The sequence below is a fragment of the Streptomyces griseicoloratus genome, assembly GCF_014534645.1.
In the GTDB taxonomy this organism is placed as follows: Bacteria; Actinomycetota; Actinomycetes; order Streptomycetales; family Streptomycetaceae; genus Streptomyces; species Streptomyces griseicoloratus.
Genome location: NZ_JACVQF010000184.1, coordinates 282,053 through 307,978, shown reverse-complemented (window position 1 = coordinate 307,978; position 25,926 = coordinate 282,053). Strand labels below are relative to the sequence as shown.

22 protein-coding genes are annotated in these 25,926 nt (G+C 73.0%); 4 read left to right on the top strand and 18 right to left on the bottom strand.

All coding sequences use genetic code 11. The features are described 5' to 3' along the window. Positions 1-21 precede the first annotated feature (21 nt). From pspAB to glnA, 4 genes are all read right to left on the bottom strand, one after another. The gene (gene pspAB, locus H0H10_RS12700) at positions 22-606 is read right to left on the bottom strand and encodes a PspA-associated protein PspAB (protein WP_188181016.1); all 585 of its coding nucleotides are present in this window, start codon (positions 604-606) and stop codon (positions 22-24) included. A 3-nt stretch (positions 607-609) separates the two neighbouring features. After that, positions 610-1,524, bottom strand: a complete 915-nt coding sequence (htpX, locus tag H0H10_RS12695) for a zinc metalloprotease HtpX (protein WP_188181015.1) — start codon at positions 1,522-1,524, stop codon at positions 610-612. Positions 1,525-1,590: 66 nt separating this feature from the next. Next, the gene (locus H0H10_RS12690) at positions 1,591-1,851 is read right to left on the bottom strand and encodes an SCO2583/SCO2584 N-terminal domain-containing protein (protein ID WP_188181014.1); all 261 of its coding nucleotides are present in this window, start codon (positions 1,849-1,851) and stop codon (positions 1,591-1,593) included. A gap of 130 nt (positions 1,852-1,981) precedes the next feature. After that, complete coding sequence (gene glnA, locus H0H10_RS12685; protein WP_188181013.1) at positions 1,982-3,391, bottom strand: type I glutamate--ammonia ligase; 1,410 nt, start codon at positions 3,389-3,391, stop codon at positions 1,982-1,984. A 220-nt stretch (positions 3,392-3,611) separates the two neighbouring features. On the opposite strand from glnA, the gene H0H10_RS12680 reads away from it, so the two are divergent. Continuing rightward, entirely contained in the window at positions 3,612-4,079 is a 468-nt protein-coding gene (locus H0H10_RS12680; protein ID WP_188181012.1) for an RDD family protein, read from the top strand. Positions 4,080-4,213: 134 nt separating this feature from the next. Here the strand turns inward: H0H10_RS12680 and H0H10_RS12675 are convergent, their stop codons facing one another. The 4 genes from H0H10_RS12675 to lipB form a co-directional block, all read right to left on the bottom strand. Next, the gene (locus H0H10_RS12675; RefSeq protein ID WP_188181011.1) at positions 4,214-4,918 is read right to left on the bottom strand and encodes a DUF4191 domain-containing protein; all 705 of its coding nucleotides are present in this window, start codon (positions 4,916-4,918) and stop codon (positions 4,214-4,216) included. A gap of 84 nt (positions 4,919-5,002) precedes the next feature. After that, the gene (locus H0H10_RS12670; protein WP_188181010.1) at positions 5,003-5,203 is read right to left on the bottom strand and encodes an SCO2195 family GlnR-regulated protein; all 201 of its coding nucleotides are present in this window, start codon (positions 5,201-5,203) and stop codon (positions 5,003-5,005) included. Between the two features lie 279 nt (positions 5,204-5,482). After that, the gene (gene lipA / locus H0H10_RS12665) at positions 5,483-6,469 is read right to left on the bottom strand and encodes a lipoyl synthase (protein WP_188181009.1); all 987 of its coding nucleotides are present in this window, start codon (positions 6,467-6,469) and stop codon (positions 5,483-5,485) included. Positions 6,470-6,624: 155 nt separating this feature from the next. Beyond that, complete coding sequence (lipB, locus tag H0H10_RS12660) at positions 6,625-7,425, bottom strand: lipoyl(octanoyl) transferase LipB (protein WP_188181008.1); 801 nt, start codon at positions 7,423-7,425, stop codon at positions 6,625-6,627. Between the two features lie 235 nt (positions 7,426-7,660). Here lipB and H0H10_RS12655 point away from each other — a divergent pair, with 235 nt between their 5' ends. After that, the gene (locus tag H0H10_RS12655; protein ID WP_188181007.1) at positions 7,661-9,124 is read left to right on the top strand and encodes an NsdA family TPR-like regulatory protein; all 1,464 of its coding nucleotides are present in this window, start codon (positions 7,661-7,663) and stop codon (positions 9,122-9,124) included. A gap of 31 nt (positions 9,125-9,155) precedes the next feature. On the opposite strand, the gene H0H10_RS12650 is transcribed toward H0H10_RS12655, so the two are convergent. Together H0H10_RS12650 and H0H10_RS12645 are read right to left on the bottom strand one after the other, a co-directional pair. Then, entirely contained in the window at positions 9,156-10,559 is a 1,404-nt protein-coding gene (locus tag H0H10_RS12650; RefSeq protein WP_188181006.1) for an NAD(P)/FAD-dependent oxidoreductase, read from the bottom strand. Between the two features lie 193 nt (positions 10,560-10,752). Next, positions 10,753-11,649 carry a TIGR01777 family oxidoreductase gene (locus H0H10_RS12645; RefSeq protein WP_188181005.1) on the bottom strand — a complete coding sequence of 299 codons (897 nt, stop codon included), beginning with the start codon at positions 11,647-11,649 and terminating at the stop codon, positions 10,753-10,755. Between the two features lie 73 nt (positions 11,650-11,722). Here H0H10_RS12645 and H0H10_RS12640 point away from each other — a divergent pair, with 73 nt between their 5' ends. Next, positions 11,723-12,211 carry a GNAT family N-acetyltransferase gene (locus H0H10_RS12640; protein WP_188181004.1) on the top strand — a complete coding sequence of 163 codons (489 nt, stop codon included), beginning with the start codon at positions 11,723-11,725 and terminating at the stop codon, positions 12,209-12,211. 26 nt (positions 12,212-12,237) lie between these two features. On the opposite strand, the gene H0H10_RS12635 is transcribed toward H0H10_RS12640, so the two are convergent. Then, positions 12,238-13,422, bottom strand: coding sequence for a MarP family serine protease (locus H0H10_RS12635; protein WP_188181003.1), 1,185 nt, complete (start codon positions 13,420-13,422; stop codon positions 12,238-12,240). Positions 13,423-13,567: 145 nt separating this feature from the next. Between H0H10_RS12635 and H0H10_RS12630 the strand changes: the two genes are divergently transcribed. Then, the gene (locus H0H10_RS12630) at positions 13,568-14,506 is read left to right on the top strand and encodes a peptidoglycan recognition protein family protein (protein WP_188181002.1); all 939 of its coding nucleotides are present in this window, start codon (positions 13,568-13,570) and stop codon (positions 14,504-14,506) included. Between the two features lie 627 nt (positions 14,507-15,133). Here H0H10_RS12630 and H0H10_RS12625 read toward each other — a convergent pair. From H0H10_RS12625 to H0H10_RS12595, 7 genes are all read right to left on the bottom strand, one after another. Further along, complete coding sequence (locus H0H10_RS12625) at positions 15,134-15,652, bottom strand: DUF4240 domain-containing protein (protein WP_188181058.1); 519 nt, start codon at positions 15,650-15,652, stop codon at positions 15,134-15,136. Between the two features lie 73 nt (positions 15,653-15,725). Next, positions 15,726-16,733, bottom strand: a complete 1,008-nt coding sequence (locus H0H10_RS12620) for a helix-turn-helix transcriptional regulator (protein WP_188181001.1) — start codon at positions 16,731-16,733, stop codon at positions 15,726-15,728. 54 nt (positions 16,734-16,787) lie between these two features. Then, complete coding sequence (gene aceE / locus H0H10_RS12615; RefSeq protein WP_188181000.1) at positions 16,788-19,490, bottom strand: pyruvate dehydrogenase (acetyl-transferring), homodimeric type; 2,703 nt, start codon at positions 19,488-19,490, stop codon at positions 16,788-16,790. Between the two features lie 366 nt (positions 19,491-19,856). After that, positions 19,857-20,480, bottom strand: a complete 624-nt coding sequence (locus H0H10_RS12610) for a GntR family transcriptional regulator (protein ID WP_188180999.1) — start codon at positions 20,478-20,480, stop codon at positions 19,857-19,859. 196 nt (positions 20,481-20,676) lie between these two features. After that, positions 20,677-22,482: a 2-oxoglutarate dehydrogenase, E2 component, dihydrolipoamide succinyltransferase gene (sucB, locus tag H0H10_RS12605; RefSeq protein ID WP_188180998.1), complete on the bottom strand. Its 1,806-nt coding sequence runs from the start codon at positions 22,480-22,482 to the stop codon at positions 20,677-20,679. A 63-nt stretch (positions 22,483-22,545) separates the two neighbouring features. After that, a complete protein-coding gene (gene lpdA / locus H0H10_RS12600) occupies positions 22,546-23,934 on the bottom strand; it encodes a dihydrolipoyl dehydrogenase (protein WP_188180997.1) in 1,389 nt (462 codons plus the stop codon). Positions 23,935-24,222: 288 nt separating this feature from the next. Continuing rightward, entirely contained in the window at positions 24,223-25,749 is a 1,527-nt protein-coding gene (locus H0H10_RS12595; protein ID WP_188180996.1) for a leucyl aminopeptidase, read from the bottom strand. Between the last annotated feature and the right edge of the window lie 177 nt (positions 25,750-25,926).

Genomic DNA, 25,926 nt, shown 5'->3' with positions numbered 1-25,926 from the left:
GCGCCGCTCCCGGCCGCCGGGTCACAGGCCGGGCGCCCCCCAGAGCGGGAACCAGCGGCCCAGGTCGGCCTCGACGGGCAGCTCCCCGGCGAGCGCCGCCCGCACCTGCAGCTCCAGCGCGTTGTCGCGCCGCTGCCGCGGACCGGGCAGGGGAGCGAAGGGGTAGAAGGTGCCCCGCTTGTAGAGGTACACCAGCGCCAGCCGGCGGGGTTCCGGGTCGCGGAAACCGGCCAGGGAGCACAGCAGCTGCGGACCGAAGCCGTTGATCTCCATCGAACTGTTCACGGCGTGCAGATCGTTCACGAGGAGCGGAAGCTGTTCGGGGGAGCGCCGCGAGACGAGCCACGAGTAGCCGTAGTCGTCCTTCCGCAGCTCCACCGGCGGCCCCTCACGCTCGGCGTCCGCGTCCATCAGGGCCCGGACCTCCCGGTGCGTCTGCTCGAAGGCCGCGCCCTCGACGGTGGCGAAGCACACCGCGCCGTGTCCGGTCGGGGTGAAGCCGGTGGCGGCTTCGAGGGTCACGGCCGCCGACGGCAGCGCGAAGAGCCGGTCCAGGTCGGGCGCGGCGGGCTTCGTACGGCCCAGCAGGATGTCCAGCAGCCCCATGGGTCAGGCCCTTCCCGGCGCCGTCTCGCCCAGCTCGGCGGAGATCCGGCCCAGCTGGTCGAGCCGCTGCTCCAGGCTGGGGTGGGTGGAGAAGAACCGTCCGAGGCCGGGTCCGGCGCCGAGGGCGGGCGTGAAGTAGAAGGCGTTGAAGGCCTGGGCCGTGCGCAGGTCCCTGGTCGGAATGCGGGCGATGTCGCCGGAGACCTTGGTCAGTGCCGCCGCCAGCACCGAGGGACGGCCGGTGAGCAGGGCGGCGGCCCGGTCCGCCGCCAGCTCCCGGTACCGGGACAGGGCGCGGATCAGCAGGAAGCTGAGCGCGTACACGGCCGCCGAGACGCCCATCACGCCCGCGAACACGATCAGGGTGTTCTGGTCCCGCCGTCCGCCGCCGAACAGCTGCGAGTAGAAGGCGAACCGCACGATCAGCCCCGCGATCACCCCGAGGAAGGACGCGACCGTGATCACGGCGACGTCCTTGTGCGCCACGTGGGACAGCTCATGGGCGAGCACGCCCTCCAGCTCGGCGGGCTCCAGCCGGCGCAGCAGTCCGGTGGTCACGCAGACCACCGCGTTGTCCGGGTTCCGTCCGGTCGCGAACGCGTTCGGCATGTCCATCTGCGACACCGCGACCACCGGCGCCGGCATGCCGGCCATCGCCGACAGCCGGTCGACCACCCCGTGCAGCTCCGGGTACTCGTCCCGCTCCACGACCCGGCCCCGCATCGCGTACAGCGCGATCCGGTCGGAGAACCAGTACTGCGCGCCGAGCAGCGCCGCCGCGATCACCACGACCAGGACCCAGGACTTCAGCAGCGCGACCAGCGCGGCGACGAAACCGACGTACAGCAGGCCGAGCAGGAACAGCGTGACCCCCATGCGCACGGTCAACCGCCGGTCACTCCGGAAGCGGCTGGGCATCTGCATCACCCCGCAGCGGTCAGGCACTCGTCCCGCTGTCCAGTGTGCACCCGGCGGGGCGGGGTCCTAGTAAGGCGCCCTGAAGTTGATGTACCCGAGCAGGACGATGATCGCGGCGACCGAGCCGAGCACCACGGCGGTGGAGACCCACGAGGACCGGCGGCCGGAGCGCACCGGGCCGGGGTCGGCCCGGAAGGGCACCGGTCCGGGCGGGTTGTCCTTCCAGCGCGCGGCCAGCATCCGGGCACGGGCGGAGGGCTCCTTGTGCTCGGCCCCGTCGGCCCACTTCAGGTCGAACTCCCGCTGTTCGTCGTCCCGTTCGGACATCCCCGGCCCTCTCCCCGTCCCGTAGTTCGAACGTATGTGTTGGTACACCAGGAGGGCCGGCCGGCGCAAACGGCGGCGCCCCCGCCCCTGGGGAACAGGAACGGGGGCGCCGGGCGGCCCGGGGCGTCGATCACACGTCGAAGTAGAGCTCGAACTCGTGCGGGTGCGGACGCAGCTGCAGCGGGGCGATCTCGTTCGCGCGCTTGTAGTCGATCCACGTCTCGATCAGGTCCGGCGTGAACACGTCGCCCTGGAGAAGGAACTCGTGGTCGGCCTCCAGGCGGTCGAGGACGGCACCGAGGGAGGTCGGGACCTGCGCCACGTTGGCGTGCTCCTCGGGAGCCAGCTCGTAGAGGTCCTTGTCGATCGGCTCGGCCGGCTCGATCTTGTTCTTGATGCCGTCCAGACCCGCCAGCAGCAGGGCCGAGAAGGCCAGGTACGGGTTGCCGGAGGCGTCCGGGGCGCGGAACTCGACGCGCTTGGCCTTCGGGTTCGAGCCCGTGATCGGGATACGCATCGCGGCCGAGCGGTTGCGCTGCGAGTACACCAGGTTCACCGGCGCCTCGAAGCCCGGCACCAGGCGGTGGTAGGAGTTCACCGTCGGGTTGGTGAAGGCCAGCAGCGACGGGGCGTGCTTGAGGATGCCGCCGATGTAGTAGCGGGCGGTGTCGGACAGGCCGGCGTAGCCCTGCTCGTCGTAGAACAGCGGCTCGCCGTTGCTCCACAGCGACTGGTGGACGTGCATGCCCGAGCCGTTGTCACCGAAGATCGGCTTCGGCATGAAGGTCGCCGTCTTGCCGTTCTTCCAGGCCACGTTCTTCACGATGTACTTGAAGAGCTGGAGGTCGTCGGCGGCGGCGAGCAGCGTGTTGAACTTGTAGTTGATCTCGGCCTGGCCGGCGGTGCCCACCTCGTGGTGCTGGCGCTCGACCTTCAGGCCGGACCGCTCCAGCTCCAGGGAGATCTCGGCGCGCAGGTCGGCGAAGTGGTCGACCGGCGGGACCGGGAAGTAGCCGCCCTTGTAGCGGACCTTGTAACCGCGGTTGTCCTCCAGGGCACCGGTGTTCCAGGCGCCGGCCTCGGAGTCGATGTGGTAGAAGGACTCGTTCGCACCGGTGGCGAAGCGGACGGAGTCGAAGACGTAGAACTCCGCCTCCGGGCCGAAGAACGCCGTGTCGGCGATGCCCGTGGAGGCGAGGTAGGCCTCGGCCTTCTTCGCCACGTTCCGCGGGTCGCGGGAGTACTGCTCGCCCGTGATCGGGTCGTGGATGAAGAAGTTGATGTTGAGCGTCTTGTCGCGGCGGAACGGGTCCACGCGCGCGGTGGACAGGTCGGGGCGCAGGGCCATGTCCGACTCGTGGATGGCCTGGAAACCACGGATCGAGGACCCGTCGAAGGCCTGCTCGTCGTCGGGGTCGAACGCCTCGGCAGGCAGCGTGAAGTGCTGCATGACGCCCGGCAGGTCGCAGAAGCGGACGTCGACGAACTTGACCTCCTCGTCCGCGATGAACTTCTTGGCCTCGTCGGCGTTCTGGAACATCCAGCTCCTCCTACTCCCGACCGTCCCGCCGGGGTGGTAGATCGTTCGCGCGCCAGTGCGGGTGGCACACGCTGGCGTCGACACTAGGGACGGGTGATTTCTCGGGCGTGACCCATTTGTTTCGCAGAAGTTAACCGGCTCCGCTTCCAGCGTAGGCCCCGACCGGCCCGGCCACACCCCGCCGTCCAGTGGTCATATACGGGCGCAGTACCGTGGACGGGTGGACAACAGGCAAGCAATCGGATCGTGGCTCTCCGGGCCGCGGGCGGCCATCGAGGGCGCCGGTGCGGAGCTCGGATACCGGGGTGAGCAGCTCGGTCTGCCGGAGGAGGGACCGGGCTCCATCGCCCGTCCGGGCAGGCGGCTCGGCGCCCTCGCCGTGGACTGGGCCCTGTGCCTCTTGATCGCATACGGTCTGATCACGGACGGCTACGGCCAGGCGACGAGCAACTGGGCGCTGCTGATCTTCTTCGCGCTCAGCGTCCTGACCGTCGGCTCGGTCGGTTTCACCCCGGGCAAGCGGCTCTTCGGCCTGCGGGTGGTCGAGCTGGGCACGGGCCGCGTCAATCCGCTGCGCGCCCTGCTGCGCTCGGTCCTGCTGTGCGTGGCGGTCCCGGCGCTGATCTGGGACCGCGACGGCCGGGGGCTGCACGACCGGCTGGCGCGCACCGTGGAAGTGCGGATCTGACCGCACGCCGCGCACGTCCGGCCGCACGCCGGACACACGACGAGAAGCCGGTACGGCGACGGGGGCGCCCGGAGTGATCCAGGGCGCCCCCGTCGCCGTACCGGCTCGGTCTCGTGGTGGAGGGCCTACGGGTGTCAGCGCTGCTTGGGGTTGCCGCCCTTCGGCAGGCGCATGCCCTTCGGCATCGGGCCCTTCGGCAGCGGCATGTTGCTCATCAGGTCGCCGAGGGCGCGCAGCCGGTCGTTGGTCGTGGTGACCTGCGGGCCGGTCAGGACGCGCGGGAGCTTGAGCATGGTCGTGCGCAGCTTCTTCAGCTCGACCTGGCCCTCGCCGGTGCCCACGATCAGGTCGTGGACGGGCACGTCGGCGACGATCCGGTTCATCTTCTTCTTCTCCGCGGCCAGCAGGGACTTCACCCGGTTCGGGTTGCCCTCGGCGACCAGCACGATGCCGGCCTTGCCGACCGCGCGGTGCACCACGTCCTGGCTGCGGTTCATCGCCACCGCGGGGGTCGTCGTCCAGCCCCGGCCGATGTTGTCCAGTACGGCCGCTGCGGCGCCCGGCTGGCCCTCCATCTGGCCGAAGGCCGCCCGCTCGGCACGGCGCCCGAAGACGATCGCCGTCGCGAGGAAGGCGAGCAGCAGGCCCAGGATGCCGAGATAGATGGGGTGACCGATCAAGAAACCGATCGCGAGGAAGACACCGAAGACGATGATGCCGACAGCCGCGAGTACAAGACCGATCTTCTTGTCGGCCTTGCGGGTCATCTTGTAGGTCAGGGCGATCTGCTTCAGTCGCCCGGGGTTCGCAGCGTCCGCTGCAGGTTCCTTCCTCGCCATGCCTCGAAGTCTACGTGGCCCCGAAAGCGCCCACGACGGCAGTGCCCGGCCCGGCGGGGGCGGCGCGGGAGGCGGCGGGCGGGCTCAGGGGCGGCCGGCGACGGCCTGCTGGAGCACGCGCTCGGCCTCGACCCGGTCCTTGGCGCGGCGGCGGTCCTCCAGGACGGAGGTCCAGGCGTTGCGGCGGGCGGTGCGCTGGCCGCTGCTCATGAGCAGCGACTCGACGGCGCGCAGGGCGTCGGCGAACGACGGGATGGCGGTGGCGCGCACGGGTGCTGCCTGCATCTGGAAGTCCCCCCTCGGATCGGTCCGGGTACGGGTGCGGTGCACGTGGAGTGATGCCAGGGTCACTGATTGGTGTTACCAGGGCGTGACCGGCCGGTCAAACAGGCATGAAGACCTGTCGCCGGGGCTCCGAACGGCGGCGCGGCCCTGACGGGCGCCCTCATCTGCGAGGACCGTCAGGACCGCGTCGTATCGGCCACTACCGGCCAGTAGCCTCTTGTGTGCGATTTCACGCGCCCCGGTTCGCGCGGGGCGTGGCGCGCGGCGGACGGCCGGGTCTCAGACCGCCTGGGCGGCGACGTGACCGCCGAGCTGCGGAGCGCCCGACCGGCGCTGCTCGACGGCCATCTGGTACAGCCGTCCGGCGCGGTAGGAGGACCGCACCAGCGGGCCGGACATCACACCGGCGAAGCCGATCTGCTCGGCCTCCTCCTTCAGCTCCACGAACTCCTGCGGCTTCACCCAGCGCTCCACGGGGTGGTGGCGCACGGACGGGCGCAGGTACTGCGTGATGGTGATCAGCTCGCAGCCGGCCTCGTGCAGCTGCCGCAGCGCCTCGCTGATCTCCTCGCGGGTCTCGCCCATGCCGAGGATCAGGTTGGACTTGGTGACCAGGCCGAAGTCGCGGGCCTCGGTGATGACCTTCAGGGAGCGCTCGTAGCGGAAGCCGGGGCGGATGCGCTTGAAGATCCGCGGGACGGTCTCGACGTTGTGCGCGAAGACCTCGGGGCGGGATTCGAAGACCTCCCGCAGCAGCTCCGGGACGGCGTTGAAGTCGGGGGCCAGCAGCTCGACCTTGGTCCGGCCGGCCTCGCGCTCCGCGGTCTGCTGGTGGATCTGGCGGACCGTCTCCGCGTACAGCCAGGCGCCGCCGTCGGGGAGGTCGTCGCGGGCGACGCCGGTGATCGTGGCGTAGTTCAGGTCCATGGTGACCACGGACTCGCCCACGCGGCGCGGCTCGTCGCGGTCGAGCGCCTCGGGCTTGCCGGTGTCGATCTGGCAGAAGTCACAGCGCCGGGTGCACTGGTCGCCGCCGATGAGGAAGGTCGCCTCGCGGTCCTCCCAGCACTCGTAGATGTTGGGGCAGCCGGCTTCCTGGCAGACCGTGTGCAGGCCCTCGCTCTTCACGAGGTTCTGCATCTTGGTGTACTCGGGGCCCATTTTCGCCCGGGTCTTGATCCACTCGGGCTTGCGCTCGATGGGGGTCTGGCTGTTGCGGACCTCCAGGCGCAGCATCTTGCGTCCGTCGGGTGCGACTGCGGACACGACCGGCTCCCTAGCGATTGATTCTTCGGCGTCGTCCAGCGTACGCCCGTGGATTTGAATGTCCGGCGAGGGTGCTGGCCCGCCGGGGGCTGACGCCCCCGGACCCCCGCTGCCGGCCTGCTCGGCCTCGACCGCAAACGCCGGACGGGCTCGATTTATGCCGCCGGTGCCTTCTCGATCACCCGCGGCTTCAGTTCCGCGTTCTCCAGGACGTCGCGCAGGTGCCGCTCGACGACCGGCAGTACCTCGTCGATCGTGACCTCCCGGCCGAGCTCGCTCGACAGCGAGGCGACGCCCGCGTCCCGGATGCCGCACGGGATGATGCGGTCGAACCACGTCATGTCGGGGTTCACGTTGAACGAGAAGCCGTGCATCGTCACCCCCTTGGCCACGCGGATGCCGATCTGCGCGATCTTGCGGTCCTCTCGGCGCTGGCCGGCGTTGGAGGGGGCGTACTCCGGCCCGTTCAGCCGCGGGTCGAACTCCTCGTCGGTCAGCCGCGGGTCGAAGTCGAGGGAGAGCCCCCCGAGCGCCGGCCGCTGCTCGACCGGGTCGCCGAGGACCCACACGCCGCTGCGGCCCTCGACCCGGGTGGTCTGCAGGCCGAACTCCGTGCACGTGCGGATCAGCGCCTCCTCCAGCCGCCGGACGTGGGCGACCACGTCCACCGGGCGCGGGAGCTTCTGGATCGGGTAGCCGACCAGCTGGCCCGGTCCGTGCCAGGTGATCTTGCCGCCGCGGTCCACGTCGATGACGGGCGTGCCGTCGAGCGGGCGCTCGCCGTCCTCGGTGCGCCGGCCGGCGGTGTAGACCGGCGGATGTTCGAGGAGCAGCACGGTGTCGGGAACCTCGTCGGCGAACCGGGCCGCGTGCACCCGGCGCTGCTCGTCCCACGCCTCCTGGTATTCGACGGCCTCGGCCCCGAAGCCCATGCGGACGAACCGCAACTCACTCACGGCTAGCGCCTCCCTGGAAGGTCGTAAGGCACGAAGCGTGCCCAAGCCACTGTACGACCGCCCGTTCGCCGTCAGCTCGGCGGGCAATCCTCACACGATCGGATGAATGCCAGGCGAAATGTGCGATCGACTGCTTACTCTCCGCTACATTCGCGCCGTCCACGATGCCATAAGGGCTGCTCACAGGCGCTCCGGGCACATCGAACGCTCGGAAGGCAGGAGACCGCACCGCACCATGACGGAACGACCCGCGCAGCGCACCCCCAACCGCCAGCTCGCCGCGCTCATCGCAGAAGCGGGGTTCTCCAACGCGGGTCTCGCTCGACGCGTCGACCAGCTCGGCCTCGAACACGGGCTGGACCTGAGATACGACAAGACGTCCGTCACCCGGTGGCTGCGCGGCCAGCAGCCCCGGGGCACCACCCCCGCACTGATCGCCGAGGTCTTCACCCGGCGCCTCGGCCGCCGCCTCACCGCCCAGGACCTGGGCCTGGACGCGTGCGCCCCGGTCTACGCGGGCCTGGAGTTCGCCGCGACCCCCGAGGAGGCCGTCGACATCGTCGGCGGGCTGTGGCGCAAGGACTCCGGCAGCCACGCCGAGCTGCGCAAGATCGCGTTCACCCCGGCGGGCCTCGTCGTGCCCAGCCGGGACTGGCTGATCGGCCGCGCGGACGACAAGGTGGCCCGCGGCGAGGCGCCCGCCCGGATCCCGGCGCAGGGCCGTCCGGCGCCTCCCCGGATCCCGGCCCCGCTCGACCCGTCCCGGCGGCGGGGCCCGGACGAGCGCGCCCCCGGCCAGAAGGTGACCGCCGGCGACCTGGCCGCGCTGCGCTCGGTCGGGGAACTGTTCCGCAGCCTGGACGACCGCTACGGCGGCGGCCACGCCCGCCAGGCCCTCGTGCGCTACCTGGAGCACGAACTGGAGCCGATGCTGCGCGGCACCTACGGCGAGCAGACCGGCCGCCGGCTGTTCGCCGCCGCCGCCGACCTCACCCGGCTCGCGGGCTGGACGTCGTACGACATCGCCGCGCACGGACTCGCCCAGCGCTACTTCGTGCAGGCGCTGCGGCTCGCGCAGGCCGCGGGCGACCGGGCGTACGGCAGCTATGTGCTGGTCACCATGAGCCGGCAGGCCGTCTACCTGGGCCACGGACGCGAGGCCGTGCAGCTCGCGCGGGTGGCGCAGCAGGGCGTCGGGACGTCCGCGCCGCCCGTCGTGCAGGCGCTGCTGCACGCCTCCGAGGCACGGGCGCACGGCGTGCTCGGCGAGGTCCGGGCCTGCACCTCGGCGCTGGTGCGGGCCGAGCGCGCCCTGGAGGCCGCCCGCCCCGGGGACGAGGTGCCGCACTGGGCTCGGTTCTTCGACGAGGCCCAGCTCGCCGACGAGTTCGGGCACTGCCACCGCGACCTGCAGCAGTTCCGCGCCGCCGCCCAGCACGCGGAACGCTCGCTGCAACTGCGCGCCCCCGCCTACGCCCGCAGCCGCCTGTTCTGCCGGGTCGTCCTCGCCACCGCCCGCCTCGGCCTCGGCGAGCTCGACCAGGCCTGCCAGCTGGCCGCCGAGGCGGCCGGCCAGGCGGCGGAGATGCGGTCGGCACGGGCGACGGAGTACGTCAGGGACTTCGAACGGCGGCTGGAGCCCTACAAGGACGCACCGCCGGTGCGCGGCTACCGGGACAAGGTGGCCGCCCTGGGCTAGCCGGGGCGGCCTGCCATGTGCCGGACAGGCCCTAGGCCGCGCGGGCCGTGGGCAGGGGGTCGGCCGTGTGCATCGAGCCGCCCGCGCCCAGGTCCGTCAGGATCGCCGCCGAGGCGCGGTGGCCGGAGTGCAGCGCGCCCTGGACGGTACTGGTGTCGCGGTGGTCGCCGCACACGTACAGGCCCGCCAGCAGCCGTACCGGCCGGCGCAGGTCGTGCGGCGGGCGCATCGCGGGCACCGCCTCGGCCGCGTGGTGCACGGCCAGGGTCTCCCAGCGCGCGGTCGGCACGCCGTACAGGCGGGACAGGTGGATGCGGACGGCGGTGTCGACGTCGGGCGGGGGCGGGCCGAGGACCGTCGAGGAGACGAGGGCGCGCCCGGCGGGCGCCCGGGAGGGGTCCACCTGGCTGACCACCGCCGTGTGGGCGACCGGACCGCCGCGGTCGGCGTCGAGCAGCAGGGACGCGCCGGTGCCCGGCGGCTCGTCCGTCGTGTGGTGCACCACCGTCACCGGGTGGAACTCCGGCACCCGCAGACCGGGCAGCAGCTCGGCGGCGGCCCGGGCGTCGGTGGCCACCAGCACGGCCCGGCAGCGGATGACGCCGTGCTCCGCGGTGGTCACCGCGTTGGTGGCGACGGAGGTGACCCGCACGCCCGTGTGCACGGTCCCCGGCGGCAGCGTCCGCGCCAGCAGCTCCGGCAGGGCCTCCGCGCCGCCCTCCGGCACGCACAGCCGCCCGCTCGCGAAGGCGCGCAGCGAGAGGTCCGCGCACCGGCTGGAGGAGGTGAGGTCCGGGTCGCACAGCAGGGCGGCGAGCAGCGGACGCAGGAAGCCGTCGATCGTGCGCGCGGGCAGCCCGCGCAGCGCCAGCGCCCGCGCCGCGGGCAGCTCCGGGCGGGCCAGCAGCCGTTCGGCCGGGGTGCCCGCGAGCCGGGTGAGAGCGGCGGTCAGACGGGCCTGGTCCACGGCGGAGCCGAGCGGGGCGCCGGGCCGGCTCCGGGGCACCGCCGCCTGGCTCCCGGGGGCCTTGGGCGCCGGTACGAGCCTGCGGGGTGCCGGCACCGACCGGGGGGCGCTCGCGAGGGCGCGCACCGCATGGAGTGCGCCCCTTGCGCCCCCCGTGCGCGCCGGGGCGCCCGCGCGGTGGTGGCGGCCCTCGCTGTGCAGCAGGACCCCGGGCGCGAAGGGCAGCAGCGCGAGGCCGTCCAGCCCGGGGGTGAGCCGCAGTTCGGGATACGCCGTGGACAGCAGCTGTCCGATTCTGTCGAGCCGGAATCCGTCGACCTTCTCCGTGGCCATCCGGCCGCCCACCCCGTGGGCGGCCTCCAGGACCGTCGTCGTCACTCCTGCGCTGGTCAGCCGATGCGCCGCGGCGAGTCCGGCTACTCCGGCCCCCACGACGACGACGTCCGCCTGGTACGCGGGCTCAAGCACGTGCCCCTCCTCGAGGTTGCGCGGCCGCTGGAGACGTCATGCCCCCAACCGGCTTGAGGGATACCCGAGTTCGGAACGAGGTTAGGTCCGCGAACGGTCAGGGGGAGTCGCACAGGGGCAGGGCACGGTCGCACATCGGTCGCATGTGGTCGTCATGCGATCGCGTACGGATCGGCCGGGGTCGGGGTGCCGATCACAGCGCGGCCCGGATCGCCCCGTCGATCTCCGGGAACGCGAAGCGGAAGCCCGACTCCAGCAGACGCGCCGGCAGCACCCGGGCACTGCCCAGCACGTCCCCCGCCATCTCACCGAGCACCGCCCGCAGCACCGGCGCCGGCACCGCGAAGGGCGTCGGCCGGTGCAGCACCCGCCCCATGGCCGCGGTGACCTCACGGTTCGTCACCGGCTGCGGGGCCGTCAGATTGAACGGCCCGGACAGGTCGTCGCGGTCCAGCAGATGCCGGATCGCGGCCACCTCGTCGTGCAGCGCCACGAACGACCAGTACTGCGATCCGTCGCCCAGCCGCCCGCCGAGCCCCGCCCGGAAGAGCGGGAACAGCCGCCCCCAGGCCCCGCCGCCCCGGGCGACGACCAGCCCGGTCCGGACGAGCACCGTCCGCACGCCCGCCTCCCGGGCCGGTGCCGCCGCGGCCTCCCACTCCTCGCACAGCGCGGACAGGAAGCCCTCACCCGCGGGCGCGCTCTCGTCGACGGCCCGCGCCCCGGTGTCGCCGTAGAAGCCGATCGCGCTGCCGTTGACGAAGACCCGCGGACGCGGCTCCAGCGTCGCCACGGCCTCCGCGAGCGCCGTCGTGCCGTGGACCCGGCTGCTGCGGATGCGCACCTTGTACGCCTCGCTCCAGCGCCGGTCGCCCACTCCGGCCCCGGCCAGATTCACCACGGCGTCGCACCCGGCGAGCCCGGCCGTGTCCACCCGCCCGCCCTCGGGATCCCACCGGACCTCGTCCGCACCCCGCGGCTCGCGGCGCACCAGGCGCACCACCTCACAGCCGTCCGTGACCAGGGAACGCACCAGGGCGCCGCCGATGAGACCGGAGGCGCCGGCCACCGCGATTCGGGAACGTGCCATGCGCCCATCCTGCCGGGTGACCGCCGGAAAAACCCTGAACAGCGCCCGGCACCCGCGTCGTACAGTGACCGTCATGCCAGTTCCGCACATACGCCACGGCCTGCCCGACGACGAGCAGGCGCTGCGCCGGCTCGACCACGAGACCTGGTCCTACCTGCACGCGGTCTCGCCCCGCCCGCAGCCGGACGACCCCTTCTTCAGCGAGCGTTCGGGCCCCGGCGACCACCTGGTCGCCGAACTCGGCGGTGACGTCGTCGGCTACGTCCGGCTCGGTTTCCCCACGGAACTGGCCTCCAACAGGCACGTACGGCAGATCCGCGGCCTCGCCGTCGCCGACGCGGCCCGTGGCGCGGGCGTCGGCCGGGCCCTCGTCCGCGCCGCCGTGGAGGAGGCCCGCCGCGAGGGCGCCCGGCGCATCACGCTGCGCGTCCTCGGCCACAACACCGCCGCCCGCAAGCTGTACGAGTCCGAGGGCTTCGTCGTCGAGGGCGTCCAGCCCGAGGAGTTCTGCCTCGACGGCGAGTACGTCGACGACGTGCTGATGGGACAGGCCCTGGTCTGACGGCGCCGGACCGGGCGGCCCGCGGTTCACGAGGTCACCGGACCGCCCGTGTCCACCGCCGCCGTCGCGTCCGCCGCCCGCCGCGCCTCGTCGGCCACCTCGGCCGCCGTCAGGACGTACCCCGTCCCGGCGTCCGAGGTGGAGCGGGCGAAGACCACGCCGTACACCCGGCCCTCGGGGGTCAGCAGCGGACCACCGGAGTTGCCGGGGCGGACCGTGGAGCGGATCGAGTAGATCTCCCGGGTGATCGTCTCGTCGCGGTAGATGTTCTGGCCGGTCGCCCGCAACCGGCTCGCGACCGTCGCCGCCCGCAGGTCCAGGTCGCCGTCGTGCGGATAGCCCGCGACGACGGCCGCGTCACCGCGTCCGGCACCGTCGTCGAACCGCAGGGCGGGCGCGGTCAGGTCCGGGACGTGGAGCACGGCCACGTCCTCACCCGGGTCGAACAGCACCACCCGCGCCTCGTACGACCGCCCCACCCCGCCGACCCGCACGCTCGGGTCGTCGATGCCGGCCACCACGTGGGCGTTGGTCATCACGCGCTCCGGCGCGTACACGAAGCCGCTGCCCTCCCGGCCCTGGGTGCCGGCGACGCCCTCGACCTTGACCGTGCTGAGCTTGGCGGCGTCGGTGGCCGCCGCCGTGACGCTGTCGCCGGAGGGCTCGGCGAGCTCGGCCGTCGACTCGTTCTCGAACGGGTTGAACACCTGCGGGAACCCCGCCCGGGTCAGCGCCGAGGTCGCCCCGGAGAACCACGCCGGGGTGGTGTCCGGCATCGCCCGCTGCACCGCGCCCAGCAGTGCGGACTCCCGGATCGCCGTGGTGAGCAGCGGTGACGAGGACGCGGCCAGCACACTGGCCGCCACCCACGCCACGATCAGCACGGCCGCCGAGCCCGCGACCGCCCCGCCGGCGCCGTCGGCCACCCGCAGCGGCCCCCTGTCCAGCTCCCGGCGCAGCCGCAGCGCCGGGCGCGCCGCCAGGGCCTGGCCGATCACCGCCGGCCCGAGCACCGTGAGCACGGCGGTCACCGTCGCCGTGGTCGTCCCCGGCGGCACCAGGTCCATGACCCACGGCAGGGCCCACACGCCGACCACCGCACCGCCCACGAAGCCCGCCAGCGAGACACAGCCGGCCACCAGTCCGCGCCGGTAGCCGGAGGCCCCGTAGGCCAGGGCCGGCAGCACCAGCAGGATGTCGAGCACGCTCACGCCGGCCGCCTCTCTCTCGGACTCCGCGGCCCCGGACACGCCGCGCGTACGGGCAACCGGAAAACGTGGCGGACCGGGACGATGGTTCCACCAGGTGGCACAGCACATATCGCGGACGGACCGGAACCACCGGACAGTGGGATTCATGCGTGTCTTCCGAGCGGCGCGTGCGGCAGGGCCGCGCAAGGGACGAGTACGGCGTACGGTCCGCATACCGGGCGCCGCCCTGTTAGTGCTCGGCTGTCTGCCCGGCCTCGCCGCCGGCGGCACCCTGGTGCTGTTCGCGAGCGGCGTGGAGCGGACGGTCGAGGCGCAGACCCGGCCGGCCCCCGAGCGGCCCGCGCCCCGGTACCTCGCCCCGCGACCGCCCATCGTGCCCCGGTCGGCCTGGCTGGGCGACGCCGGCCGCCGTCAGCCGCCTCCACGCTACGACGACAAGGTCGCCGCCGTCTTCATCCACCACACCGACACGCCGAACCAGTACGACTGCGCCGACGCGCCCCGCATCATCCGGGACCTCTACGCGGGCCAGACCGGCGCCCGGCACTGGGACGACATCGGCTACAACTTCGTCGTCGACCGCTGCGGCACCATCTACGAGGGCCGCGCGGGAGGCGCCGACCGTCCCGTCACCGGCGCCCACACCCAGGGCTTCAACCACCGCACCACCGGCATCGCCGCCCTCGGCACCTTCACCGCCGGCGTCCCCGTCCCCGGCGCGCTGACCGACGCGATCGCCGCGCTGGCCGCCTGGAAGCTCGGCGGATCCGACACCGACCCCCGCGCGAAGGTCGGCCTGGTCTCCAGCAACGGCCTGAGCCGGTACGCCGCCGGCACCAAGGCCACCCTGCCCGCCGTCGCCGGCCACAAGGACGGCTACCAGACCAGCTGCCCGGGGGAGGCGCTCACGGCCCGCCTCCCCCAGATCCGCGAGACAGCGGCCCGCCTCCAGGGCCGCCCCCCAACCCCCCAGGCGGCCCGCAGCCCGGCCCCGCGGGCGGCCGGGAGCCCGGCCCCGCGGGCGGCCGGGAGCCCGGCCCCGCGGGCGGCCGGGAGCCCGGCCCCGCGGGCGACGGGCCGCTGAGGGCTGCGGGCGGCCGGCATCCAGGACCCGCCGGCGGGTCGGCAGCGCGGACCCGGCGGGCCCTCCTACAGCGCTGGCGCAGGCTTCTGAGGCCCGGCACGGGGAACTGCCGTCCGAGTCAGGCTCCGAACCGGCGGCCAGGACCCCGGCGGCCCGCAGCCCTGACCCACGGGCGGGCGGCGGCCCGGGGCCGCGGGCGGCCGGCAGCTAGGACGCACGGGCGGCTCACAGCCCGCCCCGCGGGCGGACCACGGCCCGGACCTACGGGCGGCCGGCAGCCCGGGCCCGGGGGCGGCCGGCAGTCCGGGGCCGCGGGCGGCTGGTCAGCTAGGACCCACGAGCTGGCCACAGCCCCGCCCGACGGGCGCTCACGGGCGGCCCACGGCCCGGACCTGCGGGCGGGCGGCGGCCCGGGTCCTGGCCGGCAGTCCGGGTCCGCGGGCGGGCGGCGGCCCGGGTCCGCGGGCGGCCGACAGCTAGGACGCACGGGCGGACCACGGCCCGGATCTGCGGGCGGGTGGCGGCCCGGGTCCGCGGGCGGCCCGCGGTCCCGCCGCGCGGGCGGCTCGCGGCGTTCGCGGAGGCTTCTGGGACGCCGGCCCCCCTCGCGGGGCCCTGCCGGGCGGGTCAGGTTCCGAAGCGTTCCCACAGGCGGGGGAGGCGTTCGGCCAGGGCGCGGTCGTCCTCCAGGTCGATCGGGGTGCCCAGTGGCTCCGCGGGGGCCGGGGCGATGCCCAGGTCGGGCGCGACGGTGCCGGTGAGCTGCTCGTACGCCTCGTCGGCCGCGTAGCCGAGGTCCTCGCCGTCGCCGTCGACCTCCTCGTCGAAGTCGTCCAGCAGTTCGGCGAGCGCGTCGGGGTCGTGGACGGCACCCTCGTACACCTCGCGGCCCTGCCCGATCAGCCAGCACCGGAAGAAGTCGAACGCGTCGTCGCTGGCACCCCCCAGCAGCACCCAGGCCGCACCCCACAGGTCCCAGGTGCAGGCGCGGTTGTAGCGGGCCTCGAAATGGCGGGCGAAGTCCAGGACCATCTCCGGCTCCAGTTCCAGGAGCCGTTCCACGAGCAGGTCGGCCTGGTCCTCGGGATCGCCGTCGGCGCCCTGGCGGGTGGCGTCGATCAGCTCCCAGAACTCCGTCTCGTCCATCACTGGTCCAGCATCGGCCCTTCAGCAGCGGCACGCACGCGGAGTGCGACGGATCGTCCTCTCGGGGCGGGCCTCACTCCCCGTACAGCGCGGCGAGCCGCCGCGCGTCCCTCGCGAACCGCTCCCGCAGGCCCTCCGGCGCCAGCACCTCCGCCTCCGGCCCGAGTCCCGCCAGCTGGGTGTGCGCCACCTCCTCGGACTCCACGCGCAGCGTGACCGTCACCCACCCGTCCGCGTCAGGGGCGCCCGAGGCCCGAAGCGCCTCCCGGGCGGACAGCGCGTCCACGGCGTACGGCAGTCTGCGCACGCCCTCCGGGGAGAGCCGCACCACGACCTGCGCCCGCAGGAGCGACCGCGCGAACTGCTCGGCCCGCTCCGCCCAGAACGCGGGCAGGTCGAACTCCTCGTCCCGCGCGAACCGCTCCTCGCCCGCCTCCACCGCCGTGAACCGGTCGATCCGGTAGACCCGGAAGGACCCGCCGTCCGCCACCCGGGCGCACAGGTACCAGACCCCCGCCTTCAGCACGAGACCGTACGGCTCCAGCTCCCGGCCGACCTCCCCCGCAGCGCCGTCGGCGTCCCCCTGCGGCCGCGCCCGCCCGCGCCGGTAGCGCGCGGTGATCCTCCGGTCGTCCCACACCGCGTCCGCGACCACCGGCAGCAGCTCGGGCGTCTCAGGCTCGTGGAACCAGTTCGGCGCGTCCAGGTGGAAGCGCTGCGCCGCCGTCCGCGAGGCGTCCCGCAGCGAGGGCAGCAGCGCCGCCGACACCTTCAGCCGGGCCGCCGAGGCCGCGTCCTCCAGGCCCATCTCGCGCAGCGCCCCGGGCACCCCCGACAGGAACAGCGCCTCGGCCTCGCCGCGCGCGAGCCCCGTCAGCCGGGTCCGGTACCCGCCGATCAGCCGGTACCCGCCGGCCCGGCCCCGCTCCGCGTACACCGGTACGCCCGCCTCCGACAGCGCCTGCGCGTCCCGCGTCACGGTCCGCTCCGACACCTCCAGCTCACGGGCCAGTTCGGCGGCGGTCATGGACGGGCGGGACTGGAGCAGCAGCACCATCTTGATCAGCCGGGCAGCACGCATGCCCCACATCATGCAGGAGGCCCCCGCCGCGGCGGGGGCCTCCTCGTCCGGCCTCTACAGGCCGTAGCGCTCGCGCGCCTCCTTCACGGCCGTCGCCTTGACCTCGCCGCGCCTGGCGAGGTGGGCCAGGGCCGCGACCACGATCGACTCGGCGTCGACCCCGAAGTGGCGGCGGGCCGCCTCACGGGTGTCCGACAGACCGAAGCCGTCGGCGCCCAGCGAGGACCAGTCCTGCTCGACCCACTGCGCGATCTGGTCCGGGACCTGACGCATGTAGTCGGAGACCGCGAGGACCGGGCCCTCGGCGCCCTGGAGCGCCTGGCGTACGTACGGCACCCGCTCCTCGCCGCGCAGCACGGCCGCGTCGGCCGCCATCGCGTCCCGGCGCAGCTCCGTCCAGGAGGTCGCGGACCACACGTCGGCGGCCACGCCCCACTCCTCGGCGAGCAGCTTCTGCGCCTTCAGCGCCCAGTGGATCGCCGTGCCCGAGCCCAGCAGCTGGATCCGCGGGGCGTTCGCCGCCGGGGCCAGGCCCGCCGACTCCGCCGTGTTGAAGCGGTACAGGCCCTTGACGATGCCCTCGTCGATGCCGTCGGCGGACGGCTTGGCCGGCTGCGGCAGCGGCTCGTTGTAGACGGTCAGGTAGTAGAAGACGTCCGGGTCCTCGCCCGGGGCCGTCTCGCCGTACATGCGGCGCAGACCGTCCTTGACGATCGTCGCTACCTCGTAGGCGAACGCCGGGTCGTAGGTCAGCGCGGCCGGGTTGGTCGCCGCGATGGCCGGGGAGTGGCCGTCGGCGTGCTGCAGGCCCTCACCGGTCAGCGTGGTGCGGCCGGCGGTGGCGCCGACCAGGAAGCCGCGGCCGAGCTGGTCGCCGAGCTGCCACATCTGGTCGGCGGTGCGCTGCCAGCCGAACATCGAGTAGAAGATGTAGAACGGGATCATCGCCTCGCCGTGCGTCGCGTACGACGTGGAAGCGGCGATGAAGTCGGCCATCGAACCGGCCTCGGTGATCCCCTCGTTGAGGATCTGGCCGTTGGTGGCCTCCTTGTAGTACATCAGCTGGTCGCGGTCGACCGGCTCGTACGTCTGGCCCTTGGGGGAGTAGATGCCCAGCGACGGGAACAGGCTCTCCATGCCGAAGGTGCGCGCCTCGTCGGGGACGATCGGCACCCAGCGCTTGCCGGTCTCCTTGTCGCGGACCAGGTCCTTGACCAGGCGGACGAACGCCATCGTGGTGGCCACGTTCTGCGAGCCGGAGCCCTTGTCGAAGGCGGCGAACGCCTTGTCGGCGGGCGCGGGCAGCGGCGCGACCGGGTGGACCCGGCGGGCCGGGGCGGGGCCGCCGAGGGCGGCGCGGCGCTCCTGGAGGTAGCGGACCTCGGGGGAGTCGGCGCCCGGGTGGCCGTAGGGGACCTGGCCGTCGACGAAGTCGCTGTCCTTGATCGGCAGGCCGAGGCGGTCGCGCATCGCCTTGAACTCGTCCACCGTCAGCTTCTTCATCTGGTGGTTGGCGTTCTTCGACGCGAAGCCCTCACCGAGGGTGTGGCCCTTGACCGTCTGGGCCAGGATCACGGTCGGCGCGCCCTTGTGGGCGAGCGCGGCCCTGTAGGCGGCGTAGACCTTGCGGGGCTCGTGGCCGCCGCGCGAGACGTGGAAGCACTCGAGGATCTTGTCGTCGCTCAGCAGCTTCGCCATCTCCACCAGCGCCGGGTCGGCGCCGAAGAAGTCCTGGCGGATGTAGGCGGCGTCGCGCGTCTGGTACGTCTGGATCTGCGCGTCCGGCACCTGGCGCAGCCGGCGCAGCAGCGCGCCCGTGGTGTCCAGCTGGAGCAGCTCGTCCCAGGCCGTGCCCCACAGGGACTTGACCACGTTCCAGCCGGCGCCGCGGAACTGGGCCTCCAGCTCCTGCACGATCTTGAAGTTGGCGCGGACCGGGCCGTCCAGGCGCTGCAGGTTGCAGTTGATGACGAAGGTCAGGTTGTCCAGCTGCTCGCGGGCGGCGAGCGCGATGGCCGCCGTCGACTCGGGCTCGTCCATCTCGCCGTCGCCGAGGAACGCCCACACGTGCGAGGCGGAGGTGTCCTTGATGCCGCGCGCCGTCAGGTAGCGGTTGAAGCGCGCCTGGTAGATGGCGGACAGCGGGCCCAGACCCATGGAGACGGTGGGGAACTCCCACAGCCAGGGCAGGCGGCGCGGGTGCGGGTAGGACGGCAGACCGTTGCCGCCGGCCTCGCGGCGGAAGTTGTCGAGGTGGGCCTCGGTCAGCCGGCCGTCGAGGAAGGCACGGGCGTAGATGCCGGGGGAGGCGTGGCCCTGGATGTAGAGCTGGTCGCCGGAGCCGTCACCCTCCTTGCCCTTGAAGAAGTGGTTGAAGCCGGTCTCGTACAGCCAGGCCGCGGAGGCGAAGGTGGCGATGTGGCCGCCGACGCCGTATTTGCTGCCGCGGGTCACCATGGCCGCCGCGTTCCAGCGGTTCCAGGCGGTGATCCGGGCTTCCATCTCCTCGTCGCCGTCCACGGCCGGCTCGGCGGAGGTGGGGATGGTGTTGACGTAGTCCGTCTCCAGGAGCTTCGGCAGGGCGATGCCGGCGCCCTCGGCGCGCTCCAGCGTGCGGCGCATCAGGTACGCGGCACGGTGCGGCCCGGCCGCCTTGGTGACGGCGTCCAGGGAGGCCTGCCACTCGGCGGTCTCCTCGGGGTCGCGGTCCGGGAGCTGGTCGAGCTCGCTCGGCTGGATGGCGTTGGGGTCGGTCATGTCGCCGCCTTCCTCAGTCGAAGGGGGTTCCCTCATCTGGTAAGGGTTCGGGGGTGCCCTAGGTCTTTGGCAGGACAGGGCAGTGGGACTCTGGTGGAAGCCCGTCGGCGACTGTAACCCCCTGATCGATGATCGATCAAAGGGTTGAGGTCGAAAACCTCTCGATTCCGAGAAAGTCGGCACGGGGTGCCTCCGGCGGTGGCACGCGGTGACGGTCTCATTGGGGGTTTGTGCAGGTGAGCGCGGTAGAGCTCGGGTGGTCCGGCGGTGTGGCGGGTGGGGGTGCGTCGTGGTTGTTCGCGCCCACGCGGCGGAGCCGTATATCGAATACAGCCCCGCGCCCCTTCAGGGGCGCGCGAAACTCCGTCAGGCGCGGGGCGCGCACCCCAGGACGTGGGACTTCACGATCTCCGCGATACGCGGATCGCGGCGCCGGAACGCCGCCACCAGCTCCTCGTGCTCCTCGGCGTACGACTGCTGCACCGTGCCGAGCCACCGTATCGACAGCGCCGTGAACACCTCGATGCCCAGACCCTCCCAGGTGTGCAGCAGCACCGAGTTGCCGGCCGCCCGCACCAGCTCCCGGTGGAACCCGACGGTGTGCCGCACCTGGGCCGTCCCGTCGGCCAGCCGGTCCGCCTCGTACAGCGCGGCCACGTGCGGCTCCAGGGCCGAGCAGTCCACGGCCAGCCGCTCCGCCGCCAGCTCCGCCGCGATGGCCTCCAGACCGGCCCGGACCGGGTAGCTCTCCTCCAGGTCGGCGGCGGTCAGATTGCGCACCCGCACGCCCTTGTTCGGCGCCGACTCGATCAGCCGCAGCGACTCCAGCTCGCGCAGCGCCTCCCGCACCGGGGTCTGGCTGACCTCCAGCTCGGTGGCGATCCGCCGCTCCACGATCCGCTCGCCCGGCTGCCAGCGCCCGCTGATGATCCCCTCCAGGATGTGCTCGCGGATCTGCTCGCGCAGCGAGTGGACGACGGGGGCGGTCATGAGGGCTCCTTCGCGGGGGGCCGCGACCGGCCCCTGGGGCGTTGACGCTTAGACAATACGGCCGTCAGCCCTCGGCGGAAGGGCGCATACGGGGGCTTTCACGCAGGTGAGACGAGGCTTACACGCCGTGGTCGGCCGGAGACGACGGCGCCCCCGCCCGGAAACACCGGACGGGGGCGCCGCAGGATCACGGGATTCAGAGACCGAGCTCGACCTCGAACTCGCCCGCCTCCAGGATCGCCTTGACCGCCGTCAGGTAGCGGGCGGCGTCGGCGCCGTCCACCAGGCGGTGGTCGTAGGACAGGGTCAGGTACGTCATGTCGCGGACGCCGATGACCGTGCCCTCCTCCGTCTCGATGACGGCCGGGCGCTTGACCGTGGCGCCGATGCCGAGGATGGCGACCTGGCCCGGCGGCACGATGATCGTGTCGAACAGCGCACCGCGCGAACCGGTGTTGCTGATGGTGAAGGTCGCGCCGGCCAGCTCGTCCGGCGTGATCTTGTTGCCGCGGACCTTGCCGGCCAGCTCGGCCGTGGCCTTGGCGATGCCGGCGATGTTGAGGTCACCGGCGTTCTTGATGACCGGGGTCATCAGGCCCTTCTCGGAGTCCACCGCGATACCGATGTTCTCGGCGTCGAAGTAGGTGATGGTCCCCTCGGCCTCGTTGATCTTGGCGTTGATGACCGGGTGGGCCTTCAGCGCCTGGGCCGCGGCCTTGACGAAGAACGGCATCGGGGAGAGCTTGACGCCCTCACGGGCCGCGAACGCGTCCTTGGCGCGGGCGCGCAGCTTCATCAGGCGGGTGACGTCGACCTCGACGACCGACGACAGCTGGGCCTGCTCGTGCAGCGCCTTGACCATGTTGTCGCCGATGACCTTGCGGATGCGCGGCATCTTCACGGTCTGGCCGCGCAGCGGGGAGACCTCCAGGGCGGGGGCCTTCTTCGCGGCGGGCGCGGCGGCAGCGGCGGCCGGAGCCGGGGCGGCGGCCTTCGCGGCCTCGGCGGCGGCGAGCACGTCCTGCTTGCGGATGCGGCCGCCGACGCCGGTGCCCTTGACGGTGGACAGGTCGACGCCGTTCTCGGCGGCGAGCTTGCGCACCAGCGGGGTGACGTAGGCGCCCTCGTCGGTCGCCTGGGCGGCGGCCGGGGCGGCCGGAGCGGCGGCCGGGGCGGCCGGAGCCGGGGTGACCGGAGCCGGCGCGGGAGCCGGAGCCGCGGGCTGGGCCGGAGCCGGGGCGGCAGCGGCCGGTGCCGGAGCCGCGGGAGCCGGGGCCGGAGCGGCGGGCTGGGCCGGAGCCGCCGGGGCGGCGGGGGCGGCCGGGGCAGCGGCGGCGGGCGCCGGGGCGGCCGGAGCCGGAGCGGCGGCCGGAGCGGCACCGGCGGCACCGATGACGGCGAGCTTGGCGCCGACCTCGGCGGTCTCGTCCTCGCCGACCACGATCTCCAGCAGCGTGCCCGAGGCGGGTGCCGGGATCTCGGTGTCGACCTTGTCGGTGGAGACCTCGAGCAGCGGCTCGTCGGCCTCGACGGTGTCGCCGACCGACTTCAGCCAGCGGGTGACGGTGCCCTCGGTGACGGACTCGCCGAGCGCGGGCAGGACCACGTCCGTGCCCTCGGCGGAGCCGCCGCCGGCCGCGGCCTCGGCGGTGGGAGCGGGCGCCGGGGCGGCCTGCTCGGTGGAGGGGGCGGCCTGGGCCGGCTCGGGCGCCGGCTCGGCGACCTGCTGGGCGGCCGGGGCGGCCTCGGCCGCCGGGGCGCCGCTGCCGTCGTCGATCAGGGCCAGCTCGGCGCCGACCTCGACCGTCTCGTCCTCGGCGACCTTGATGGAGGACAGCACGCCGGAGGCGGGGGCCGGGATCTCGGTGTCGACCTTGTCGGTCGATACCTCGAGCAGCGGCTCGTCGGCCTCGACGCGCTCACCCTCGGCCTTCAGCCAGCGGGTGACGGTGCCCTCGGTGACGCTCTCGCCGAGCGCCGGAAGGGTTACGGAAACCGCCATGGTTTCGGTTGCTCCTTACGAATTGCGGAAGTCTGTGTCGTCGCGCCCAGTGACCGAGGGTGGTCAGTCGTGGGAGTGCAGCGGCTTTCCGGCCAGGGCCAGGTGGGCCTCGCCGAGCGCCTCGTTCTGCGTCGGGTGGGCGTGGATGAGCTGGGCCACCTCGGCCGGCAGCGCCTCCCAGTTGTAGATCAGCTGGGCCTCGCCGACCTGCTCGCCCATGCGGTCGCCCACCATGTGGACACCGACCACGGCACCGTCCTTGACCTGGACGAGCTTGATCTCGCCCGCGGTCTTCAGGATCTTGCTCTTGCCGTTGCCCGCGAGGTTGTACTTCAGAGCGACGACCTTGTCCGCGCCGTAGATCTCCTTGGCCTTGGCCTCGGTGATGCCGACGGAGGCGACCTCGGGGTGGCAGTACGTCACCCGCGGCACGCCGTCGTAGTCGACCGGGACGGTCTTCAGACCGGCAAGGCGCTCCGCCACCAGGATGCCCTCGGCGAAGCCGACGTGGGCGAGCTGGAGGGTCGGAACGAGGTCGCCGACGGCGGAGATGGTCGGGACGTTGGTGCGCATGTACTCGTCGACGAGGACGTAGCCGCGGTCCATGGCGACCCCGGCCTCCTCGTAGCCGAGGCCCTGCGAGACCGGGCCGCGGCCGATGGCGACGAGGAGGATCTCGGCCTCGAACTCCTTGCCGTCGGCGAGCGTGACCTTGACGCCGTCCTGGGTGTACTCGGCCTTCTCGAAGAAGGTGCCCAGGTTGAACTTGATGCCCCGCTTGCGGAAGGCGCGCTCCAGGAGCTTGGAGCTGTTCTCGTCCTCGACCGGGACGAGGTGCTTCAGGCCCTCGATGATCGTGACGTCGGTGCCGAAGGACTTCCACGCGGAGGCGAACTCGACGCCGATGACGCCGCCGCCCAGGATGATCGCGGACTTCGGCACGCGGTCCAGGACGAGGGCGTGGTCGGAGGAGATGATCCGGTTGCCGTCGATGTCCAGGCCCGGCAGCGACTTCGGCACGGAGCCGGTCGCCAGCAGGACGTGACGGCCCTGGATCCGCTGACCGTTCACGTCCACCGAGGTCGGGGAGGACAGCCGGCCCTCACCCTCGATGTAGGTCACCTTGCGCGAGGCGATGAGCCCCTGCAGGCCCTTGTACAGGCCCGAGATGACGTCGTCCTTGTACTTGTGGACGGCCGGTACGTCGATGCCCTCGAAGGTGGCCTTCACACCGAACTGCTCGCTCTCGCGGGCCTGGTCGGCGATCTCGCCCGCGTGCAGCAGGGCCTTGGTGGGGATGCATCCCCGGTGCAGGCAGGTGCCGCCGACCTTGTCCTTCTCGATCAGGGCGACGTCCAGGCCCAGCTGAGCCCCGCGCAGGGCCGCGGCGTAACCACCGCTACCACCGCCGAGGATCACTAGGTCGAAAACGGTGCTGGCGTCGTTCGCCACGTCACGTCCTCCATGCATGTGCGCCGTACGCCGGTCGTCGGTGACCGGCAGGCGGCTGGTGTCCGGCCGCTCGTTCTTCGGCCCTTAGGTGGGGGCCCTGTCCTGCCGAGCCCCATCTTCGCACTTGTCGGCACCCGACGAGACGCGGGGCAGGGGTGTGATACGTCCCACGCCGACGAATCGGGCGTGGGGCCGTGTTTGATCAGCGGCTCCGCCGCGCGGGCGCGAACAGCCCCCACGCCCCCGCGGCGGAGCTACGACGGAACCCGCCGAGCTGGTGGGTGAACGTCAGCCGAGATCCCCCGCGGCGGTCAGCTCGGCCAGCCGGACCAGCGTCCGCACGGCGGAACCGGTGCCGCCCTTCGGCGTGTACCCGAACGGGCTGCCCTCGTTGAAGGCCGGGCCCGCGATGTCCAGGTGGGCCCAGGTGATGCCCTCGCCGACGAACTCGCGCAGGAACAGGCCGGCCACCAGGCCGCCGCCCATGCGCTCGCCCATGTTGGCGATGTCGGCGGTCGCCGAGTCCATGCCCTTGCGCAGGTGCTCCGGCAGCGGCATCGGCCACGCCGGCTCGCCGACCTCCTCCGCGGCCTCGTGCACCGCGGTGCGGAACGCGTCGTCGTTGGCCATGATCCCGAAGGTGCGGCTGCCCAGCGCCAGCATCATCGCGCCGGTCAGGGTCGCCACGTCCACGACGGCGTCCGGCTTCTCCTGCGAGGCCGCCCACAGCGCGTCGGCGAGGACGAGACGGCCCTCCGCGTCGGTGTTGAGCACCTCGACGGTCTTGCCGCTGTACATGCGCAGCACGTCGCCGGGGCGCGTGGCGGAACCCGAGGGCATGTTCTCGGCCAGCGCCAGCCAGCCGGTGACGTTGACCTCCAGGCCGAGCCGGGCGGCGGCGACGACCGCGGCGAACACGGCGGCGGCGCCGCTCATGTCGCACTTCATCGTCTCGTTGTGCCCGGCCGGCTTCAGCGAGATGCCGCCCGAGTCGTAGGTGATGCCCTTGCCGACGAAGGCGAGGGACTTGGTCGCCTTGGGCGAGGTGTACGACAGCTTCACCAGGCGCGGACCCGACGCCGAGCCGGAGCCGACGCCCAGGATGCCGCCGTAGCCGCCCTTGGCGAGCGCCTTCTCGTCGAGCACCTGCACCTTGATGCCGTGCTCCTTGGCGGCGGCCTGGGCGATCCCCGCGAACGCCTCGGGGTTGAGGTCGTTCGGCGGCATGTTGATCAGGTCGCGGGCGCGGTTCAGCTCCTCGGAGACGGCGGTGGCGCGCTCGATGGCCGCCTTGTACGCCTTGTCGCGGGGCTTGCCGCCGAGCAGCGCGGCCTCGGCGAGCGGGGCCTTGCCGTTCTTGGCGCGGGGGCCGGAGCCCTTCTCCTTGTAGGTGTCGAAGGAGTACGCGCCGAGCAGCACGCCCTCGGCGACGGCCGCCGCGTCGGAGGCGTCGGCGAGCGGCAGGGCGAAGGCGGCCTTCTTGACGCCGGTCAGGGTGCGGGCGGCGACACCGGCGGCCTGGCGCAGCGCCTCGGCGTCGTACCCGGCGTCCTTCTCGGGCTCGGTGCCGAGGCCCACCGCCACCACGAGGGGTGCCTTGAAGCCGGACGGCGCGGGCAGCTTCGTCACCTCGCCCTCGGCGCCGGACGCGCCGAGGGTCTCCAGGACGCCGGCGAGACGGCCGTCGTACGCCTGGTCCACGGCCTCGGCGCCCGGTGCGACGAGCGGTCCCTTGGCACCCTTGGCGACACCGATCACGATGGCGTCGGCACGCAGGCCGGCCGCCGCGGCGGTGCTGAGAGTGAGAGCAGTCACGGTGGTGAATTCTCGCTTCCGTATGAAGTCTGGTGTGGCCGAATGCGGGTGGGTCGACCGGGCCCGACAACCGACCCTAGATCCCTCCTGCGATGCGGTCTCCACCTGGGCAGGCGGACACTGGCACGAGCCTACGCTCGCGGCCGCCCCCGCTCATTCCTGCGGGGGTTCACCGGC